General features: G+C 73.4%; 16 protein-coding genes. All 16 read left to right on the top strand.

The genetic code is table 11. The features are described from left to right. Nucleotides 1–88: adenosylhomocysteinase (locus tag ACGFYY_RS36930; RefSeq protein WP_365279692.1), on the top strand; the 88-nt coding region annotated here is incomplete at its 5' end. Nucleotides 89–190: 102 nt separating this feature from the next. Further along, complete coding sequence (locus ACGFYY_RS36925) at nucleotides 191–1744, top strand: acyl-CoA carboxylase subunit beta (protein ID WP_365279689.1); 1554 nt, start codon at nucleotides 191–193, stop codon at nucleotides 1742–1744. Between the two features lie 261 nt (nucleotides 1745–2005). Next, complete coding sequence (locus ACGFYY_RS36920) at nucleotides 2006–3271, top strand: beta-ketoacyl-[acyl-carrier-protein] synthase family protein (protein ID WP_365279686.1); 1266 nt, start codon at nucleotides 2006–2008, stop codon at nucleotides 3269–3271. After that, the gene (locus ACGFYY_RS36915; protein WP_393716328.1) at nucleotides 3268–4512 is read left to right on the top strand and encodes a ketosynthase chain-length factor; all 1245 of its coding nucleotides are present in this window, start codon (nucleotides 3268–3270) and stop codon (nucleotides 4510–4512) included. Before ACGFYY_RS36920 ends, ACGFYY_RS36915 begins: the two co-directional genes overlap by 4 nt. Nucleotides 4513–4589: 77 nt before the next feature. After that, nucleotides 4590–4853: an acyl carrier protein gene (locus ACGFYY_RS36910; RefSeq protein ID WP_365279681.1), complete on the top strand. Its 264-nt coding sequence runs from the start codon at nucleotides 4590–4592 to the stop codon at nucleotides 4851–4853. Nucleotides 4854–4896: 43 nt separating this feature from the next. Further along, entirely contained in the window at nucleotides 4897–6558 is a 1662-nt protein-coding gene (locus tag ACGFYY_RS36905) for an FAD-binding oxidoreductase (protein ID WP_393716326.1), read from the top strand. Between the two features lie 46 nt (nucleotides 6559–6604). Next, complete coding sequence (locus ACGFYY_RS36900) at nucleotides 6605–6898, top strand: antibiotic biosynthesis monooxygenase (RefSeq protein ID WP_365279675.1); 294 nt, start codon at nucleotides 6605–6607, stop codon at nucleotides 6896–6898. Nucleotides 6899–7014: 116 nt separating this feature from the next. Continuing rightward, entirely contained in the window at nucleotides 7015–8013 is a 999-nt protein-coding gene (locus ACGFYY_RS36895) for an ATP-binding cassette domain-containing protein (protein ID WP_365279672.1), read from the top strand. Then, the gene (locus tag ACGFYY_RS36890) at nucleotides 8010–8858 is read left to right on the top strand and encodes an ABC transporter permease (protein WP_365279669.1); all 849 of its coding nucleotides are present in this window, start codon (nucleotides 8010–8012) and stop codon (nucleotides 8856–8858) included. The genes ACGFYY_RS36895 and ACGFYY_RS36890 overlap by 4 nt, the downstream gene beginning before the upstream one ends. Nucleotides 8859–8906: 48 nt before the next feature. Further along, nucleotides 8907–11759, top strand: coding sequence for a DEAD/DEAH box helicase (locus ACGFYY_RS36885; RefSeq protein WP_393716322.1), 2853 nt, complete (start codon nucleotides 8907–8909; stop codon nucleotides 11757–11759). After that, nucleotides 11759–13060 carry a hypothetical protein gene (locus ACGFYY_RS36880; RefSeq protein WP_393716320.1) on the top strand — a complete coding sequence of 434 codons (1302 nt, stop codon included), beginning with the start codon at nucleotides 11759–11761 and terminating at the stop codon, nucleotides 13058–13060. The genes ACGFYY_RS36885 and ACGFYY_RS36880 overlap by 1 nt, the downstream gene beginning before the upstream one ends. Before the next feature lie 518 nt (nucleotides 13061–13578). Continuing rightward, nucleotides 13579–15087, top strand: coding sequence for an AMP-binding protein (locus ACGFYY_RS36875; protein ID WP_393716318.1), 1509 nt, complete (start codon nucleotides 13579–13581; stop codon nucleotides 15085–15087). Between the two features lies 1 nt (nucleotide 15088). Then, complete coding sequence (locus tag ACGFYY_RS36870; RefSeq protein ID WP_393716316.1) at nucleotides 15089–15352, top strand: acyl carrier protein; 264 nt, start codon at nucleotides 15089–15091, stop codon at nucleotides 15350–15352. A gap of 2 nt (nucleotides 15353–15354) precedes the next feature. Next, entirely contained in the window at nucleotides 15355–16398 is a 1044-nt protein-coding gene (locus ACGFYY_RS36865) for a hypothetical protein (RefSeq protein ID WP_393716314.1), read from the top strand. Beyond that, nucleotides 16391–17281 (top strand): tryptophan synthase subunit alpha, encoded by an 891-nt coding sequence (trpA, locus tag ACGFYY_RS36860; protein WP_393716312.1) that lies wholly within the window; start codon nucleotides 16391–16393, stop codon nucleotides 17279–17281. Before ACGFYY_RS36865 ends, trpA begins: the two co-directional genes overlap by 8 nt. Further along, nucleotides 17278–17652 carry an ectoine synthase gene (locus ACGFYY_RS36855; RefSeq protein WP_365271873.1) on the top strand — a complete coding sequence of 125 codons (375 nt, stop codon included), beginning with the start codon at nucleotides 17278–17280 and terminating at the stop codon, nucleotides 17650–17652. The genes trpA and ACGFYY_RS36855 overlap by 4 nt, the downstream gene beginning before the upstream one ends. Nucleotides 17653–17654: the final 2 nt, after the last annotated feature.

Genomic DNA, 17654 nt, shown 5'->3' with positions numbered 1-17654 from the left:
CAAGCTCACCACGCTCCGCCCGGAGCAGGCCGCCTACATCGGCGTCCAGGTGGAGGGCCCGTACAAGCCGGACCACTACCGCTACTGATCACTCCTCTCGGCGGACACCCGCATTCGAGTCGGGCTTGAGGGCCCGGTTCGATGCTGGGTTGTCTGAGAAGAACCCTCTGAGAACGTCGAGGAGAGTCAGTTGGAGAGTCTGCGAGAGCGCGCCAAGGAACTCGCGGCGATACGGGCCCTGGCGGTCGCCGGGCCCAGCGACCGGGCGACGGCGGCGCAGCACGCCAAGGGCAAGCTGACGGCTCGCGAGCGGATCGAGGTGCTCTTCGACGAGGGCACGTTCTGCGAGGTGGAAGGTCTGCGCAGGCACCGTGCGAGCGGCTTCGGGCTGGAGGACAAGAAGCCCTACACCGACGGTGTGGTGACGGGCTGGGGCCAGGTCCACGGCCGCACGGTGTTCACCTACGCGCACGATTTCCGCATCTTCGGTGGCGCGCTCGGCGAGGCGCACGCCGCGAAGATCCACAAGTTGATGGACATGGCGGAGGCAGCGGGCGCCCCGATCGTGGGCCTGTGCGACGGCGCCGGCGCCCGCATCCAAGAAGGTGTGACGGCGCTCGCCGGATACGGCGGCATCTTCCGCCGCAACGTCCGCAACTCGGGTGTGATCCCGCAGATCTCGGTGATCCTGGGCCCGTGTGCGGGCGGCGCCGCGTACTCGCCGGCGCTGACGGACTTCGTGTTCATGGTCCGGGGCACGTCCCAGATGTTCATCACGGGCCCGGACGTGGTCCAGGCCGTCACCGGCGAAGCGGTGACCATGGAGCACCTGGGCGGCGCGGACAGCCACGGAGCCGTGTCCGGCGTGGCCACGTTCGTCCACGACGACGAGCGCAGTTGCCTGGAGGACGTGAGGCACCTGCTGTCCCTGCTGCCTTCCAACAACCGTGAACTGGCCCCTGCCGGTGATCTGGAGGACCCGGCGGACCGCCGCAACGAGGCGCTGCTGGACCTGGTTCCGGCGCGCCCGACGCAGGGCTACGACATCCGCGACGTGATCGAGGAGCTCGTCGACCACGGGGACCTTTTCGAGGTCCACGGCCAGTGGGCGCAGAACGTGGTGTGCGCGCTGGCGCGCCTCGGCGGCCGGCTGGTGGGTGTGGTGGCGAACCAGCCCGCGCATCTGGCCGGCGTCCTGGACATCGAGGCCTCCGAGAAGGCGGCGCGGTTCGTACAGTTCTGCGACGCGTTCTCCATCCCGCTGGTCACCCTGATCGACGTGCCGGGCTTCCTCCCGGGCGTGGACCAGGAGCACCAGGGCATCATCCGGCACGGCGCGAAGCTCCTGTACGCCTACTGCAACGCCACGGTGCCGCGGATCAGCCTGGTCCTGCGCAAGGCGTACGGCGGCGCGTACATCGTGATGGACTCGCAGTCGATCGGCGCGGACGTCGCGCTGGCCTGGCCGTCGAACGAGATCGCGGTCATGGGCGCGGAGGGGGCGGCGAACGTCATCTTCCGCCGGGAGATAGCCGCCTCGGCCGATCCGGAGGCGACCCGGACGGAGAAGATCAAGGAGTACCAGACGGAGCTGATGCACCCGTACTACGCGGCCGAACGCGGCCTGGTGGACGACGTCATCGACCCGGCCGAGACCCGCTCCCGGCTGATCACCACGCTCACGATGCTCGCGGCCAAGAACGCACCGCAGCCGAGCCGGAAGCACGGCAACCTTCCGATGTAGGACCGAAGGACCCATCGGGCACGACGCCGGGGGAGCCGGGACGGGGGTCGCCCGTCCCGGCTCCTTCGGCTGCTCCGACAACGCCGTGCTCCACGGGGGCGCGGCGCCGACGCGTGGGGCGGGGCACCTGGCCGATTGTCGGCTTGTACGGATCTTCTAGTCGTGCTCCAGACCGAGCGGCGAAGCTCGCAGCACTGAAACCGTTCTACGGTGCGAGCCCTCAGGCCCCCAGGGCCGGAGGAAAACAGTGAGGGACAGTCGATGAGACGGGTAGTCATCACCGGTATCGGGGTCGTCGCCCCCGGAGCAATAGGCACCAAGGAGTACTGGGAGCTGCTCACGGCCGGGCGTACGGCCACGCGGGCCATCACCCTGTTCGACGCCTCCTCCTTCCGCTCGCGCATCGCAGCCGAGGCCGATTTCCTGCCCGACGCCCACGGGTTCGGTGCGGAGGAGGCCGCCCGCCTCGACCGCGCCGCCCTGTTCGCGCTGACCAGCTCTCGCGAGGCGATCGCCGACAGCGGCGTCACCGACGGGCTCGACCCGCTGCGCACCGGTGTCAGCCTCGGCAGCGCCGTGGGCTGCACCACGGGGCTCGACAACGAGTACGCGGCCGTCAGCGACCTGGGCCGGTTCTGGAACGTGGACCACACCCGGGCCGTCTCCCACCTCTACGACTACTTCACCCCCAGCTCGCTGGCCGCCGAAGTGGCCCGCGACAGCAGCGTGCAGGGGCCGGTCTCGCTCGTGTCCACCGGCTGCACCTCCGGCCTCGACGCCATCGGCCACGCCGTCGAGCTGATCCGCGAGGGCACCGTCGACGTGATGGTCACCGGCGCCACCGAGGCGCCGATCTCCCCGATCACCGTGGCCTGCTTCGACGCGATCCGCGCCACCTCGACCCGCAACGACGACCCGGCGACCGCCTCGCGGCCCTTCGACCGCACCCGTAACGGCTTCGTCCTCGGTGAGGGCTCGGCCGTCCTCGTCGTCGAGGAGTTGGAGCGGGCCCGCCGCCGCGGCGCCCGGATCTACGCCGAGATCTCCGGTTTCGCCAGTCGCAGCAACGCGTACCACATGACCGGACTGCGCTCCGACGGCGTGGAGATGGCCGAGGCCATCACCGCCGCGCTCGCCGAGGCCCGCCTCGACGCGTCCGCCGTCGACTACATCAACGCCCACGGCTCGGGCACCAAGCAGAACGACAAGCACGAGACCGCGGCGTTCAAGCGGAGCCTGGGGCAGCGTGCCTACGAGGTGCCCGTCAGCTCCATCAAGTCGATGATCGGCCACTCGCTCGGCGCCATCGGCTCCCTGGAGGTGGCCGCCAGCGCCCTGGCCATCGCGCACAACACCGTGCCGCCCACCGCCAACCTGCACGAGGCGGACCCGGACTGCGACCTCGACTACACCCCGCTCACGGCCCGTGAACAGCGCACCGACGCCGTGATCAGCGTCGGCAGCGGCTTCGGCGGCTTCCAGAGCGCCATGGTCCTCAACCGCCCGAGCCTGAAGGAAGCAGCATGACCGCCGCCACACTCGACCAGTCCGGCGCCGGGGCGGGGACCGCCGCCGCCGTCTTCACCGGGGTCGGTGTCACCGCCCCCAACGGGCTGGGTGCCCAGGCCTGGTGGGACGCGGTGCTGCGGGGCGAGAGCGGCATCCGCCCGGTGAGCCGGTTCGACGCGAGCGGCTACCCCGTACGCCTGGCCGGCGAGGTCCCCGGCTTCGTCGACGCGGATCACGTCCCCAGCCGGCTGCTGCCGCAGACCGACCGCGTCACCCGGCTCTCGCTCACCGCCGCCAAGGAGGCCCTCGACGACGCGGGCGCCCACCCCGAGCAGCTGCCCGAGTTCGGCGCGGGTGTGGTCACCGCCTCCTCCGCGGGCGGCTTCGAGTTCGGCCAGCGCGAGCTGGAGGCCTTGTGGAGCAAGGGTGGCCAGCACGTCAGCGCCTACCAGTCCTTCGCCTGGTTCTACGCCGTCAACTCGGGCCAGATCTCCATCCGCCACGGGCTTCGCGGCCCCAGCGGCGTCATCGTCACCGAGGGCGCGGGCGGCCTGGACGCCGTCGCCCAGGCCCGGCGTCAGCTGCGCAAGGGCGCGACCCTGATGGTCACCGGCGCCGTCGATGCCGGGATCTGCCCGTGGGGCTGGGTCGCGCACCTGGCCGAGGGCGGGATGAGCCCCGTCCCGGATCCGGCCCGCGCCTACCTTCCCTTCGATGCCGACGCCTCGGGCCACATCGTGGGAGAGGGCGGCGCCCTGCTCGTCCTGGAGGACGCCGAGGCGGCCCGCGAGCGCGGAGCCCGCGTCTACGGCTCCTTCGCCGGCTACGCGGCCACCTTCGACGGCCCGGACACCCCCCGGCTCGCGGACGCGGCCCGGTTGGCCCTGGCCGACGCGGGGCTGGCCCCCGGTGACATCGACGTCGTCTTCGCCGACGCGGCGGGCGAACGCGCCGCCGACCGCGCCGAAGCCGAGGCGATCACCGCCCTGTTCGGCCCGCGCGGGGTCCCGGTCACCGCCCCCAAGACGATGACCGGACGCCTGCTCTCCGGCGGCGCCTCCCTCGACCTCGCGGCCGCCCTGTTCAGCCTGCGCGACCAGGTGATCCCGCCGACCACCGGTACCGCGGCTCCCGCCGACGACTGCCGGATCGACCTGGTCACCGGCGCCCCGCGGACGGGTACGGCCCTGCGCAACGCACTGGTGCTGGCCCGCGGCAGGGGCGGCTTCAACGCCGCCGCCGTGGTCGGCGCCGCATGACACCGGCGAGCCGGCCCGAGACCGGTGCGTCCCGCCTTTTTCCCACACACACCCCGAACCACCAAGAGGAGATCCTGATGCGGCACCTGGAGCTGACCGACCTGACCCGCCTGCTGCTCGAATGCGCCGGCGAGGACGAGGGCGTGGACCTGAACGGCGATGTCCTGGACACGCTCTTCCTCGACCTCGGCTACGACTCGCTGGCGCTCCTGCAGACCACCGGGCGCATCGAGCGCGAGTACGAGATCAGGCTCGACGAGGAAGCCATAGACGGGGCGGAGACCCCCCGCCAGTACCTGGAGCTGGTCAACCGGGTGCTCTCCGCCCGCGTCTCCGCCTGACATCCCGTTCCCCCCACCCGGCCCGTACCGCAAAGGAAGCATCATGACCGCTCCAAGCCGTCGGCGGTTTGTCGCCGGCACGATCACGGCGGGTGCCGCCGCCGGGCTCGCCGTGGCGGGCGTCACGCCCGCCCTGGCCACCCCCGCGCGGCGGGCCACGGGCACCGGGGCGGACACCCGTGAGGCCGCGGCCGCCGGACCCGCCGAGGACATCACCCCCGGCGACGCGCGGTACGAGGACCTCGCCAACCGGGGCAGCAACAAGCGCTTCACGGCCCGGCCCGCCGCCTTCCGCCTCGCGACCACCACCGAGGAGGTCGTCCAGGCCGTCGGCCAGGCGGCGCGGTCGGGCCGGCGCATCGCGGTGCGCAGCGGCGGCCACTGCTACGAGAACTTCGTCGGCGACAGCGCGGTGCGCCTCGTCGTCGACCTCGCGCAGATGAACGCCGTCCGCTACGACGAGGACAAGCGGGCCTTCATGATCGAGGCCGGCGCCCGTCTGATGGACGTGTACAAGACGCTCTACTACGGCTGGGGCGTCACCCTGCCCGGCGGCGCCAGTGCCACCGTCGGCCTGGGCGGCCACATCACCGGCGGCGGATACGGCGCCCTCTCGCGCCGGTTCGGCATCGCCGCCGACTACCTGTACGCCGTCGAGGTCGTCGTCGCCGACACGGCGGGCCGAGCCCGAGCGGTCGTCGCCACCCGCGAGCCGGACGACCCCCACCGCGAACTGTGGTGGGCGCACACCGGGGGCGGCGGCGGCAACTTCGGCGTCGTCACCCGCTACTGGTTCCGCACGCCCGGAGCCACCGGCACCGACCCCGCCCGGCAACTGCCCCGTCCGCCGGCCACCGTCCTGACCAGTGCGCTGCTCTTTCCCCGCGAGGGCATGGACAAGGCCGCCTTCCGCCGCCTGCTGCGCAACCACGGCCTGTGGCACGAGCGCAACAGCTGCGCCGACTCGCCGTACGCGGGCCTCTACGGCGGCCTGGTGCTGTTCGGCAGGCTGAAGCAGGACGACCCGGGGCAGAGCGCCATCAGCTTCACCCACATGGACGGCACCCGTCCGGACGCCGAGAAGCTCCTCTCCGACTACACCGCCGCGCTCACCGAGGGCGTCCCCGTCACCCCGTACGACATGGGCACGACGCGCGACACCTGGTGGAACGCCACCGTCGCCCTCGGCGAGTCCCAGGACACCGACAAGGGCCGCCAGAAGATCAAGTCGGCCTATCTGCGGCGAGCCTGGACCGAGGCCCAGATCGACGCGCTGTACGCCCGCCTGAACGACACCGACCACAGCTTCGAATCGGCGTCGGTCTCGCTCCAGTCGTACGGCGGTCGGGTCAACACCCCGCACCCGTCGGCCACGGCCACCGCACACCGCGACGCGGTCCTCAACGTGATCTTCATGAACACGTGGCAGGACGCGGCCGGCGACGCCCGGAACATCGACTGGCTGCGGCGCGCCTACCGCGACGTGTTCGCCACCACGGGCGGAGTGCCGGTACCCGGCCGCGGCGCCGACGGCTGCTACATCAACTACCCCGACGTGGACATGGCCGACCCGGCCTGGAACACCTCGGGCGTTCCGTGGCAGCGCCTCTACTACAAGGACAACTACCCGCGTCTGCAGCGGGTCAAGGCGGCGTGGGACCCGCGCGGGGTCTTCGGCCACGAGCTGGGCATCGGCCCCGCCTGAGACGTCCCGCCGGAGACGTCCCGCCTTCCCGGACAAGGAGCACACCGTGATCACCTTCATCAACCGCTTCGAGGTCACCGGCCCCCGCGAGGAGTTCGAGGAGGCCTTCGAGAGGACCTCCGCGTTCTTCGCGTCCCAGCGCGGCTTCATCCGCCATCGGCTGCTGCACCACGTCAACGACCCGGAGATGTACGTCAACGTGGCCGACTGGGTCGACGAGGACGCCTTCCGCGCGGCCCTGGCCCAGCCGGAGTTCATCGCGCACCGGACGGCGTTGCGTGCCCTGAGCAGCAGCGACCCGAACCTGTACACCCCGATGCTGGAGCGCGTCGCGCGCTGAACCCCGGGTGCCGGTGTCCGGTGCCTCCACCGGCGCTCGAGGCGGGCTGCGGGAGCCGCTGTCACGATCACCCCGAGCCGGACCGTCCGACTCCCGTACGAGAGAAAGAAGCTGACGTGGACTCAACCAGGCCGGCAGTGATCGCGGAAGGGCTGCGCAAGCGCTACGGCAAGCGGTACGTGCTCGACGGATTCGACCTCACCGTCGAGCAGGGCACCGTACACGGCCTGCTCGGGCCCAACGGCGCCGGCAAGACCACCTCCGTCGGAATCCTCTCCACCCTCGTCAGGCCCGACGAGGGCCGCGCGCAGGTGGCCGGCTACGACGTGGTCTCCCAGTCCGCCGAGGTCCGCTCCTCCATCGGCATGGTGGGCCAGTACGCCGCCGTCGACGAGGTGCTCAGCGGCCGCCAGAACCTGGTGATGTTCGGCCGCCTGCACCACCTCTCGCCGCGCGACGCCCGCCGCCGCGCCGACGAGCTGCTGGAGTGCTTCCGGCTCCAGGACACCGGCGGCAAGCCGGTCAAGAACTACTCCGGAGGCATGCGCCGCCGCCTCGACCTCGCGGCCAGCATGGTGCTCGCCCCGCCGGTCCTCTTCCTCGACGAGCCCACCACCGGCCTCGACCCGCGCAGCCGCAACGAGGTCTGGGAGGCAGTACGCGACCTCGTCGGCGGCGGTACCTCGGTCCTGCTGACCACGCAGTACCTGGAAGAGGCCGACCAGCTCGCGCACGGCATCTCCGTCATCGACAGCGGCAAGGTCATCGCCAAGGGCACCCCCGACGAGCTCAAGAGCCGGGTCGGCGGGGACCGCATCGACGTCGTGGTGCGGCGCGCCGAGGACCTCGGTGCCGCCGCGGGCGCCCTCGCCGCCCTCGCCGAGGCCACCCCCGACACCGACCCGGACACCCGCCGGGTCAGCGTCCGCGTCGCCGAGCGCACCGCCGCGCTGGGCGAGACCGTACGCGCCCTGGACCACGCGGGCATCGAGGCGGAGGACATCGTCCTGCGCCGGCCCACCCTGGACGAGGTGTTCCTGCACCTCACCGGCCGCGCGGCCACCCCGGCCGCGGACCAGGCCGCCGAATCCGGCCGAGAGGCAGTCGCCGCATGAGCACCATCACCCCGCTTCAGCTCCCGCACCTGCCCGCCATCCCGCGCGGCCCGGTCTCCCGGCTGCGCTGGGCCCTGGCCGACGGCTGGACCATCACCCTGCGCGGGATGACGCACTGGGTGCGCGAACCGGGCACGCTGGTCGGCGCGCTGGCCTTCCCCGTGCTGATGGTGCTGATGTTCGGCTACTTCTTCGGCGGCGCGATGCAGGTGCCCGGCGGCGGGAACTACAAGGAGTTCCTCGTCCCCGGCATGTTCGTCATGACGATGGTCTTCGGCATGGGCGAGACGGTCACCGCCGTCGCCGCCGACAAGAACCGCGGCATCACCTCCCGATTCCGCACCCTGCCGATGTCCCCCTCCGCGGTGGTCCTCGGCCGGGCCGTCACCGACATGATCAGCTCGGTGCTCGCGCTCGCCGTCCTGATGGGCGTCGGCCTGCTGATGGGCTGGCAGGCCCACGGCAGCCTGGGCGACACGGTCCTGGCCGTCGGCCTGCTGCTTCTGCTGCGCTTCGCGCTCGTGTGGGCCGGCGTCTACCTCGGCCTGCTGATGAGCGGACCCGAGGGCATCACCATGGTGCAGACCCTCGAATTCCCCATCGGCTTCCTCACCAGCGCCTTCGTCGCCCCCTCCACGATGCCGGGCTGGCTCGGCACGATCGCCGAGTGGAACCCGCTGTCCTCCACCGTGCTCGCCACACGTGAGCTGTTCGGCAATCCCGGCTGGAGCGGGGACTCCTGGATCGCCCAGCACTCCCTGCTGATGGCCGTGGTCTGGCCCGTCATTCTGTGCGCCGTCTTCTTCCCGCTCTCCGTACGCAAGTTCAGGAATCTGACAACCTGATCACCGTGGAGCGGCGGAGCAGACCAGAACAACCGAGGAAGCGAACGCATGGTGTGGATTGCGCGTGAGCAGGCCGGCCTCCTGGCCCGGTCCGCGGCCGTCTTCGAACCCGGGGATCCGGCCAGGACCGGCCGGATCCTCCTGTGGAACCCGGACGGCGGTCCACCGCCCGACGTGCCGGGCGGCCGGCCCGCCGAGGCATCCCTGCTCACCGCCGACGGACCGCGCGTCCTGCCGGTGCTCCGGCTGGAGCTCGAGGACGCGCTGCCCGTACTGGCCCACGCCCGCCGCCTCCACGATGAGCGGCGGGCCGCCCCGGACGGCTCCGACCCGGTCCACCCGGCCGCCGCCTTCTGGGGCGCGGCCCTCGGCCTCGCCCTGCACCTCGCCGCCCGCGAACGCCTGCTGCCGGGCGTCTCCGCCGGCGGCCACGATGCCTGGCGGACCGGCCCCTACGACCCCGAGGACGTACGGCGGCTGCGGGAACTGGCCGCCGCGGCGCCCCCCGAGGCGCTCGCCCTGCCCGTCCCCGGCACCGAGCTGCTGCCCGAGGCGGACGGCCGGCTGCGGGCCTTCCTGGACGCCGTCGCCGACGTCCTGCCCCGTACCGCGGCCGCCGAGGCCGCCACCGGCCGCGCCGCGTTCGCCGCCACCGCCCCCCAGTACGTGCCCCAACTGCGCGCCTGGGCCGAGGAGATCTCCCTCGGCGTCGACTCCGGCGTCCGGGTCTCCCTCGCCGTCGTCGTGGGCGAGGGCGAGGACCGGCCGCTCGTCCGGATCCGACCGCGCGTGGCCGACCTCGCCGACCCCACCGTGGACCTGGCCGCCGCGGAGCTCTTCGACGGCGCACCGCACGCCCTGGGGCCGCGCGCCCAGACCGACACCGTGCTCGCCGTACGCCGCGCCGCCGGAGTGTGGGAGCCCTTGGAGCGGCTGCTGCCGGTGCCCCGCGAGATCGTCCTCGACGACCGCGAGACCACGGCCCTGCTGGGCGGGGCCGGGGCCCGGCTGCGCGCCCACGGCATCGACGTCCACTGGCCCGAGGGCTCCGCCGCCCGCGGCCTGAGCGCCCACGCCCTGGTCGGCGCCGACCGCACCCCGCCCGCGGACCTGCGCTCCTTCATGGGCGACGGCACCGTCGACCTGCGCTGGCAGCTGTGCCTGGACGGCGAGCCGCTCACCGAGGAGGAGTCGGCGCGGATCGCCGAAGAGGGCAGGCCCGTCCTGCGCCTGCGCGACCGCTGGGTCTTCGTACCGGCCGAGCTCGCCCGCAAGGCCCGCACCCGCGAACTGAAGCCGCTCACCGCCATCGAGGCGCTCTCCGCCGCCCTCGGCGGTTTCACGGAGATCGCCGGCGAGCACGTCCCCGTCGTCCCCGGACCCTGGCTGGTGGCCCTGCGCGCCCGCCTCGCCGAACCCGACGGCGGCGACGAACAGCTCGCCCCGCCCGCGGCCCTGGACGCCACCCTGCGCGACTACCAGCTGCGCGGGCTGCGCTGGCTGGACCGGATGACCTCGCTCGGCCTCGGCGGCTGCCTCGCCGACGACATGGGCCTGGGCAAGACCGTCCAGCTCATCGCCCTGCACCTGCTGCGCCAGGAGGACCCGCGCAGCCAGGGCCCCACCCTGGTGGTCTGCCCGGCCTCCCTGCTCGGCAACTGGGAGCGCGAGGTGGGCCGGTTCGCCCCCGGCACCCCCGTACGCCGCTTCCACGGACCCGGCCGCACCCTCGACGGGGCCGGCGACGGGTTCGTCCTCACCACGTACGGCACCATGCGCCTGGACGCCGACCGGCTCGCGGACCACCCCTGGGGCATGGCCGTCGCCGACGAGGCCCAGCACGTCAAGAACCCGGCGTCCGCCACCGCCCGCGCACTGCGCCTGATCCCGGCCGGCGCCAAGATCGCGCTGACCGGCACCCCCGTCGAGAACAGCCTCTCCGAACTGTGGGCCGTCCTCGACTGGACCACCCCCGGACTTCTCGGCGGCTACGGGCACTTCCGCCGCCGCTGGATGGCCCCGATCGAGGCCGAGCGCACCGGAGCGCCCGGCGCCGAGGGCGCCGACACCGCCGCCCGCCTCGCCGACCTCGTCAGGCCCTTCATGCTGCGCCGCCGCAAGACCGACCCGGGGGTCGCCCCCGAACTGCCGCCCAAGACGGAGACGGACCGGCCTGTCGCCCTGACCGCCGAGCAGAGCGCCCTGTACGAGAAGCTCGTCGCGGAGGTCATGGCCGAGATCCGCGCCACCGAGGGCATCGCCCGCTCCGGCCTGGTCCTCAAGCTGCTCACCGGACTCAAGCAGATCTGCAATCACCCGGCCCACTTCATGAAGGAGGGCGGCGGGGGCTCCGGCGGCGCGGTGCGGCTGAGCGGCCGCTCCGGCAAGCTCGAGCTGCTCGACGAGCTGCTCGACACCATCGTCACGGAGGACGGGGCCGTCCTCGTCTTCACCCAGTACGTCGCCATGGCCCGGCTGCTCGAGGCACACCTGCGCGAGCGAGGGGTGCCCGCCCAGCTGCTGCACGGCGGCACCCCCGTGCCCCGCCGCGAGGACATGGTCCGGCGCTTCCAGGACGGCGAGGTCCCGGTCTTCCTGCTCTCGCTCAAGGCGGCCGGCACCGGCCTCAACCTGACCCGCGCCGACCACGTGGTGCACTTCGACCGCTGGTGGAACCCGGCCGTCGAGGCGCAGGCCACCGACCGCGCGTACCGGATCGGCCAGACCCGGCCGGTCCAGGTCCATCGGCTCATCGCCGAGGGCACCATCGAGGACCGGATCGCCGCGATGCTGGCGTCCAAGCAGGAGCTCGCCGACGCCGTGCTCGGCGCGGGCGAGCAGGCGCTGAGCACGCTCGGCAACGATGAGCTGGCGAACCTGGTCGAGCTGAGGAGCACGTGATGGCCGAAGGACACGACGGCGCCCGGGGATTTTCCGCCTTCGCCGCGCGCAAGGGCGGCCGGGCCCGCGGCAAGTCCTGGTGGGGCGGCGTGTTCGCGGAGGCCGTGGAGGAGGCCTGGCCCGAGGAGGATCGGCTCAAGCGGGCCCGGGCGATGGCCCGTTCGGGCCGGATCGGCCCGCTCACCGTCAGCCCCGGCCGGATCGCCGCACAGGTCCACGGCGGCGAGGACAGTCCGTTCACCACCGAGCTGACCCTGCGGGTGTTCGAGGACGAGGACTGGGACGCCCTGTGGGAGAAGACCGCGGACCGGCCCGCCGAGACCGAGGCGGTGCTGGAGGGAGAACTCCCGCCCGACCTGCTGGAGGCGGCGGAGGACGCCCGGCTCGGCCTGCTGCCCGGCTACGGGGACCTGGAGCCGGACTGCGACTGCGACGAGCCGGACCACCCCTGCGCGCACGCGGTGGCGCTCGCCTACCAGTTCTCGTGGCTCCTGGACGAGGAGGCGGCGCTGCTGCTGCTCGTCCGGGGGCGCGACGCCCAGGAGGCGGCGGAGGGGCTGAAGTCGGTCCTGATGCTGCGGGCCATGATGGCGATGGACGGCGCCGACGACGCCGTGGTCGAGGAGTCGGACGAGGCCGCCGCGGCCGCCGCCGCCGGCGCCGGCGCGGCGCCGCGCGGAACCCCCGCCGCCGAGGCGTACGCCCTCCCGGTGGCGGAGCTGCCGCCGCTTCCGCCGCTGCCCGCCCTCGCCGCCCCGGCCGAGGAGCCCGAACCGGCCACCGGGATCGCCGCGGACCCGCTGGAGCGCCTGGTCGCCGATGCCGCCGTGCGCGCCCGCGCCCTCCTCGCGTACATCCACGGGATCACCGCCGAGCCGCCCCGGCCGCTCGACGCCTGGCAGGACACCGTACGGATCGCCGCGACCCACCCCGACCCGCGGGTGCCCGAACGGCTGCGGGCGGCCTCGCCCCGCGCGGCCGAGCTGGACCGGGCCGCACTCGCCTGGCGCTACGGCGGCCCGGCGGGCCTCGACACGCTGGAACAGCCCTGGGAGCCGCCCGCCCAGGAGACCGCACGGGCCCGTTCGGCCTTGGCGGCCGCCTGGGAGGCCGACGAGCTGCCCGAGCTGGAGGTGTCCGGCAACCACTGGACACTGACCGGGCGGGGCCTCCAGCTGCGCCGGGGCCGCGACGCGCGCTGGTACCCGTACCGCGAGGTCGAGGGCGTCTGGTGGCCGGTCGGTCCGCCCGACACCGAGCAGGCCCTCGTCCTCGGCGGACTCCTGGAGGACAACTCCTAGTGCTGTGACCGGGAAGGTTCACCGGGTCGCGACGCCCGTCACGGCACCTCGCCGCGTTGTCGGACCACGCACGTACGTCCGGTACGAGCCGGGGCCCTCCGCCCGGGGCCCCTCCCAGCGGTAGCTGGGGGAGATCCACCGCACCGGACGCCGCGACCCGGCAAACCTTCCCGGCCACGGCACCAGCCCGTCCCTTCCGGCTCCCGATCCGTCGGTGCCGCACGTGTTCAGCGACGATCCGGTGGCCCTCGTCGCCGGATCGGGCGACCGGACCGAGGGACGCCGAACTGACGTGCCCGGCCCGCGCACAGGTCCCGCTCGGCTTCCCCCCGACCTGGGCACCGGCGGCCGGTAGCGGCCCGTGAGCCGGCGTACCCCGGAACCCCCGAGCGCCGGCTCGACGACATGCGTCCGGTCGGCATCCGGGGCCGCCGGCGGAACTCCGATGATCCTCCAGCCGCCGAAACCACGATCGGGTCGAGAGGTTCATCCGTGAGGACCGGAAGGAGTCCAGGCCCGTGAAGAGCGCCGCTACCGTGGCCGTCCGCCCACCTCGCTCCGTCGCCGACAGCATCCTCGCCCAGGCCCGGCGGAGCCCGCAGGCGACCGCACTGGTGTGGCGGGACGAGGTGGTCAGCTACGGAGCCCTGCTCCACCGGGCCTCCACGGAGCGGGCCCGCCTCGCCCGTAGCCCGCTGGACACCCCGCTGGGCGTGCCCGCGGTCAAGTCGCCGGCGGTCATCGCCCTGGTCCTGGCCGCGTTGCTGGAACGGCGGCCGGTGCTGCTGCCCTCGCCGCTGCTCGGCGCGGACGTGCTGCGACGGCTGTACGCGCAGGCGGGCGTGGAAGAGGTGCTCACGACACCGGACACCCCGCTCCCGGAGCCCACGGACCCGCGGTTCCCCGACGCCGCACCGCACAGGGGACCGGCCTGCGCCCCCGCACTGCTGTTGACGACCTCCGGCTCCACCGGCACGCCCAAGATCGTGCCGCTGTCCGGCGAGGCCGTCGCACGCTTCACCCACTGGGCCGCGGACGCCTTCGGGATCGCCCCCGGCACCACCGTCCTGAACTACGCGCCCCTCAACTTCGACCTCTGCCTGCTCGACGTATGGACCACCCTCGCCCACGGTGGCCGGGTCGTGCTCGCCGACACCGAGCGGGCGCTGCAGGGCGGTTACCTGCTGGACCTGCTGCTGCGCCACCGGCCCGAGATCGTCCAGGCGGTTCCCCTGTTCTACCGGCTGCTCACCGACGCGGCCCACGAGCGCGGCGCCGTCGTCCCGGGCGTCCGGCACGCCCTGTTCACCGGGGACGCGCTGCCCGCCCCGCTGCGCACGGCCCTGCCCGATCTGCTGCCCGGCGCCCGGCTGTACAACCTGTACGGCTGCACCGAGACCAACGACAGCTTCCTGTACGAGCTCACCGGCGCCGAGGACCCCGCCTTTGCGCTGCCCCTCGGCTCCCCGCTGCCCGGCACCGGCGCCCTGCTCGTCGGCCGTGACGGCACGGTGCTCGACGGCCCCGGAACCGGTGAGCTGTACGTCACCACCCCCTTCCAGACCGACGGATACCTGGGCGACGCGGCGGCCGGCCCGGCCGTCCTCGTGGACCACCCCGCGGGGGCCGACCGGCGCCGCTGGTTCCGCAGTGGCGACCTCGTGACCCGGTCCGTCGACGGCACCCTCACGTTGGCCGGCCGCACCGACTTCCAGGTCAAGGTCCGGGGTGTGCGGATCAACCCGCAGGAGACCGAGCACGTCCTGCTCGAACACCCCGAAGTCCTCGAAGCGGCCGTCCTGGCCCTGCCCGACCCGGTGGCGGGCACGCTGCTGCACGCGGTGGCCCGCCGCGCGCCCGGCACGGACCTCAACAGCCTCACCCTGCGTGGACACCTGGCCCGGGGCCTGCCCCGGGCCGCCGTCCCCTCGGTCCTGCGGATCACCGACGGCCCGCTGCCACGGACCTCCACCGGAAAGGTCGACCGCGACCAGGTCGTCCGAGCCCACTTCACCAAGGAGAACTGACATGCAACGCATCCCGGCCATCAAGGAGTTCATGGTCCGCGAGTTCCTGCCGGACGTTCCCGCGGGTGAGCTGGACGCGGACCTCGATCTGCTGGAGAACGGCGTCGTCGACAGCCTCGGCCTGCTCAAGGTGATCGCCTGGCTGGAAGAGGTCCACCACATCAACACCGACGAGTTCGACCTCGACCCGGAGTCCTTCCGCTCGGTCGCGGCCATCGACGCGTTCATCACGGACGCGTCGCGGCAGCAGGCGGAGGCCGCGTAACCATGCACGACGCCGTCGCCGCCGTCATCGGGCAGGACCGTCCGGTGGACCTGCCGCTCTGGCGGTCGTTCTGGGACGGGCTGCACGAGGGCGGGCTGCGCCGGGGCGAAGCCGTCGCCCTGCTCGCCTCGCTCTCCACCGCGATGCCCGGCCGCACCACGCTCACCGCCCTGCTCGACTCGCTGGCCGAACGCCGCCCGGGTCCCGCGGCAGGCGGCACCGGCGCCTTCGACCGTGCGGTCAACATCGTCGGCACCGGCGGCGGTCCGCGTACCTTCAACGTCTCCACCGCGGCCGCCCTGGTCGCCGCCGCGATGGGCACCCCGGTCGTCAAGACCGGATCGCGCGCCTACACCTCCTCCATGGGCTCGCTCGACCTGCTGGACCACCTCGGCATCCCGCCGACCCGGTCGTACGAGGAGACCCACGAGCTGCTGGAGCACTGCAACATCGCCTTCGCGGGGTACTTCGTCTACCCGGCGGAGCTGGCACTGCTGGCCCGCGCCGTGCTGCCCCTGGACATCCGAGGGCTCGGCCGCTTCGTCAACGCGCTCGGTCCCTTCCTCGCCGACATGCCGGTCTCCGCGCAGGTCACCGGGGTCGCCGACGCCCGCCTGGCGCCGGGCCTGCGCACCGCGGCCGCGCACGTCGCCCGCGGCACCGGCCGCCGGGTCTGGCTGGCGGGCAACGACCTGGGCGCGGACGAGCTGCTGGCCTGCACCCCCAACCGGGTGCACGCGTACGAGGCCGACGGCGAGGACGAGTTCACCCTCGACGCCGCCCTCCTCGGACTGCGCCCCGGCACCCTGGAGGGGCTGCGCCCGCGCGGTAGCGACCCGGTGGCGTACTTCACCGCCGTCCTCGGCGGCGAGGGAACCCCGGAGGCCGAGGACACGGTGTGCCTCAATGCCGCCGCCCTCGCCGTCGCGGGCCGCGCCACCAGCGACTGGCACGAGGCGCTGCGCGGCGCCCGCGCCGTGATCCACGACGGCGGCGCGCTGGCGCTCCTGCGGCGGCTGCGGACCCGGGCGGCCGTCCATGCCTGAACGAGCCGACACCCCGGGCGGTGCGCCGACCGTGCAAGCCGCCTCCGGCGCGGGGTTCTTCGCCCGGCGGCGGCCCGGCCGGCCCGGCCTGGCGGTCTTCCTGAACGCGGGAGACCCGCCGCTGGAGCGGCTGCCCGAGCTCGCCGCCCTGCTCGACGAGAACGAGGTCGACTGCCTCGAACTCGCCGTGCCGTTCCCCGGCTCCGTCACCGACGGCCCCGTGATCCGCCGCTCCGCCGACCGGGCGCTCGCCACCGGCGCCGACCTGGAGCGGACCCTGGCCGCCGTGGCCCGGATCCGCCCGGGTCTGCGCCACCTGCGGATCGCTCTGCTCGCCGACTGGAGCCACACCGTACGAGGCACCGATCCCGCGGACTTCGCCGCGGCCGTCCGCGACGCCGGCTGCGACGGGCTGCTGCTGCACGGCGTACCACCGCGGCTGCGCACCGCCCACTACGAGGCCGCACACCGGGCCGGCCTGGCCCTCGTGAGCACCTGCTACGCGGTCTCGGGCCCCGACGCGGTGGCCGAAGCGACGCGCCACGCCTCCGCCTACCTCTACCTGGTCGCCCACTACGGGCGCAGCGGCACCTCCGCCGCCCCCGACCACGCCCGGCTCGCCCGGGCGATCACCAGCGTGCGCGGTGCCTGCGCCGTCCCCGTCGCCGTCGGCTTCGGGGTCCGGACGGCCGAGGACATCGAGCTCCTTGCGGGCCTGGGCGCCGACGCCGCCGTGGTCGGCAGCGCCGGTGTGGCCCGTATCGAAGCGGCCCTGACCCAGGGCCGCGACCCCGTGGAGGAGTTCGCCTCCTTCGTACGGGAACTACGTACGGCCGGCGGGACCGTCCGCCGGCCCGATCTGGCAAAGGAGAGACACCCATGATCGTTCGTAAGCTCGAAGAGGTCACCACGGTCGACTGGGGCAACGGCCTCAGCCGCCGCTTCCTCACCCAGCAGGACGGGGTCGGCTACACCATCACCGACACCATCGTCCGCGCGGGCACCAAGTCCCGCCTGGAGTACCGCAACCACATGGAGAGCTGCTACTGCATCGAGGGCAGCGGCGAGGTCATCGACATCGCGGGCAACTCCCACCCCATCACCCCGGGCACCCTCTACGCGCTCGACCGCCACGACGCCCACTGGCTGGTCGCCTCCCCGCACGAGGACCTGCGCCTGGTGTGCATGTTCACCCCCGCCCTGCGGGGTGACGAGGTCCACGACCTGGACTCCGCCGAGTACTCCCACTACTGATT

Source organism: Streptomyces sp. NPDC048331 (assembly GCF_043201215.1).
Taxonomy (GTDB): Bacteria; Actinomycetota; Actinomycetes; order Streptomycetales; family Streptomycetaceae; genus Streptomyces.
Note: the sequence above shows the minus strand (reverse complement) of the source record. Positions and strands in the feature narration are given on the sequence as shown.

What these genes read in the sequence shown, in the direction of transcription:
- ACGFYY_RS36920 (WP_365279686.1), top strand. Translation starts at nt 2,006, where the DNA reads ATGAGACGGGTAGTCATCACCGGTATCGGGGTCGTCGCCCCCGGAGCA.
- ACGFYY_RS36915 (WP_393716328.1), top strand. Translation starts at nt 3,268, where the DNA reads ATGACCGCCGCCACACTCGACCAGTCCGGCGCCGGGGCGGGGACCGCC.
- ACGFYY_RS36910 (WP_365279681.1), top strand. Translation starts at nt 4,590, where the DNA reads ATGCGGCACCTGGAGCTGACCGACCTGACCCGCCTGCTGCTCGAATGC.
- ACGFYY_RS36905 (WP_393716326.1), top strand. Translation starts at nt 4,897, where the DNA reads ATGACCGCTCCAAGCCGTCGGCGGTTTGTCGCCGGCACGATCACGGCG.
- ACGFYY_RS36890 (WP_365279669.1), top strand. Translation starts at nt 8,010, where the DNA reads ATGAGCACCATCACCCCGCTTCAGCTCCCGCACCTGCCCGCCATCCCG.
- ACGFYY_RS36885 (WP_393716322.1), top strand. Translation starts at nt 8,907, where the DNA reads ATGGTGTGGATTGCGCGTGAGCAGGCCGGCCTCCTGGCCCGGTCCGCG.
- ACGFYY_RS36880 (WP_393716320.1), top strand. Translation starts at nt 11,759, where the DNA reads ATGGCCGAAGGACACGACGGCGCCCGGGGATTTTCCGCCTTCGCCGCG.
- ACGFYY_RS36870 (WP_393716316.1), top strand. Translation starts at nt 15,089, where the DNA reads ATGCAACGCATCCCGGCCATCAAGGAGTTCATGGTCCGCGAGTTCCTG.
- ACGFYY_RS36865 (WP_393716314.1), top strand. Translation starts at nt 15,355, where the DNA reads ATGCACGACGCCGTCGCCGCCGTCATCGGGCAGGACCGTCCGGTGGAC.
- trpA (WP_393716312.1), top strand. Translation starts at nt 16,391, where the DNA reads ATGCCTGAACGAGCCGACACCCCGGGCGGTGCGCCGACCGTGCAAGCC.
- ACGFYY_RS36855 (WP_365271873.1), top strand. Translation starts at nt 17,278, where the DNA reads ATGATCGTTCGTAAGCTCGAAGAGGTCACCACGGTCGACTGGGGCAAC.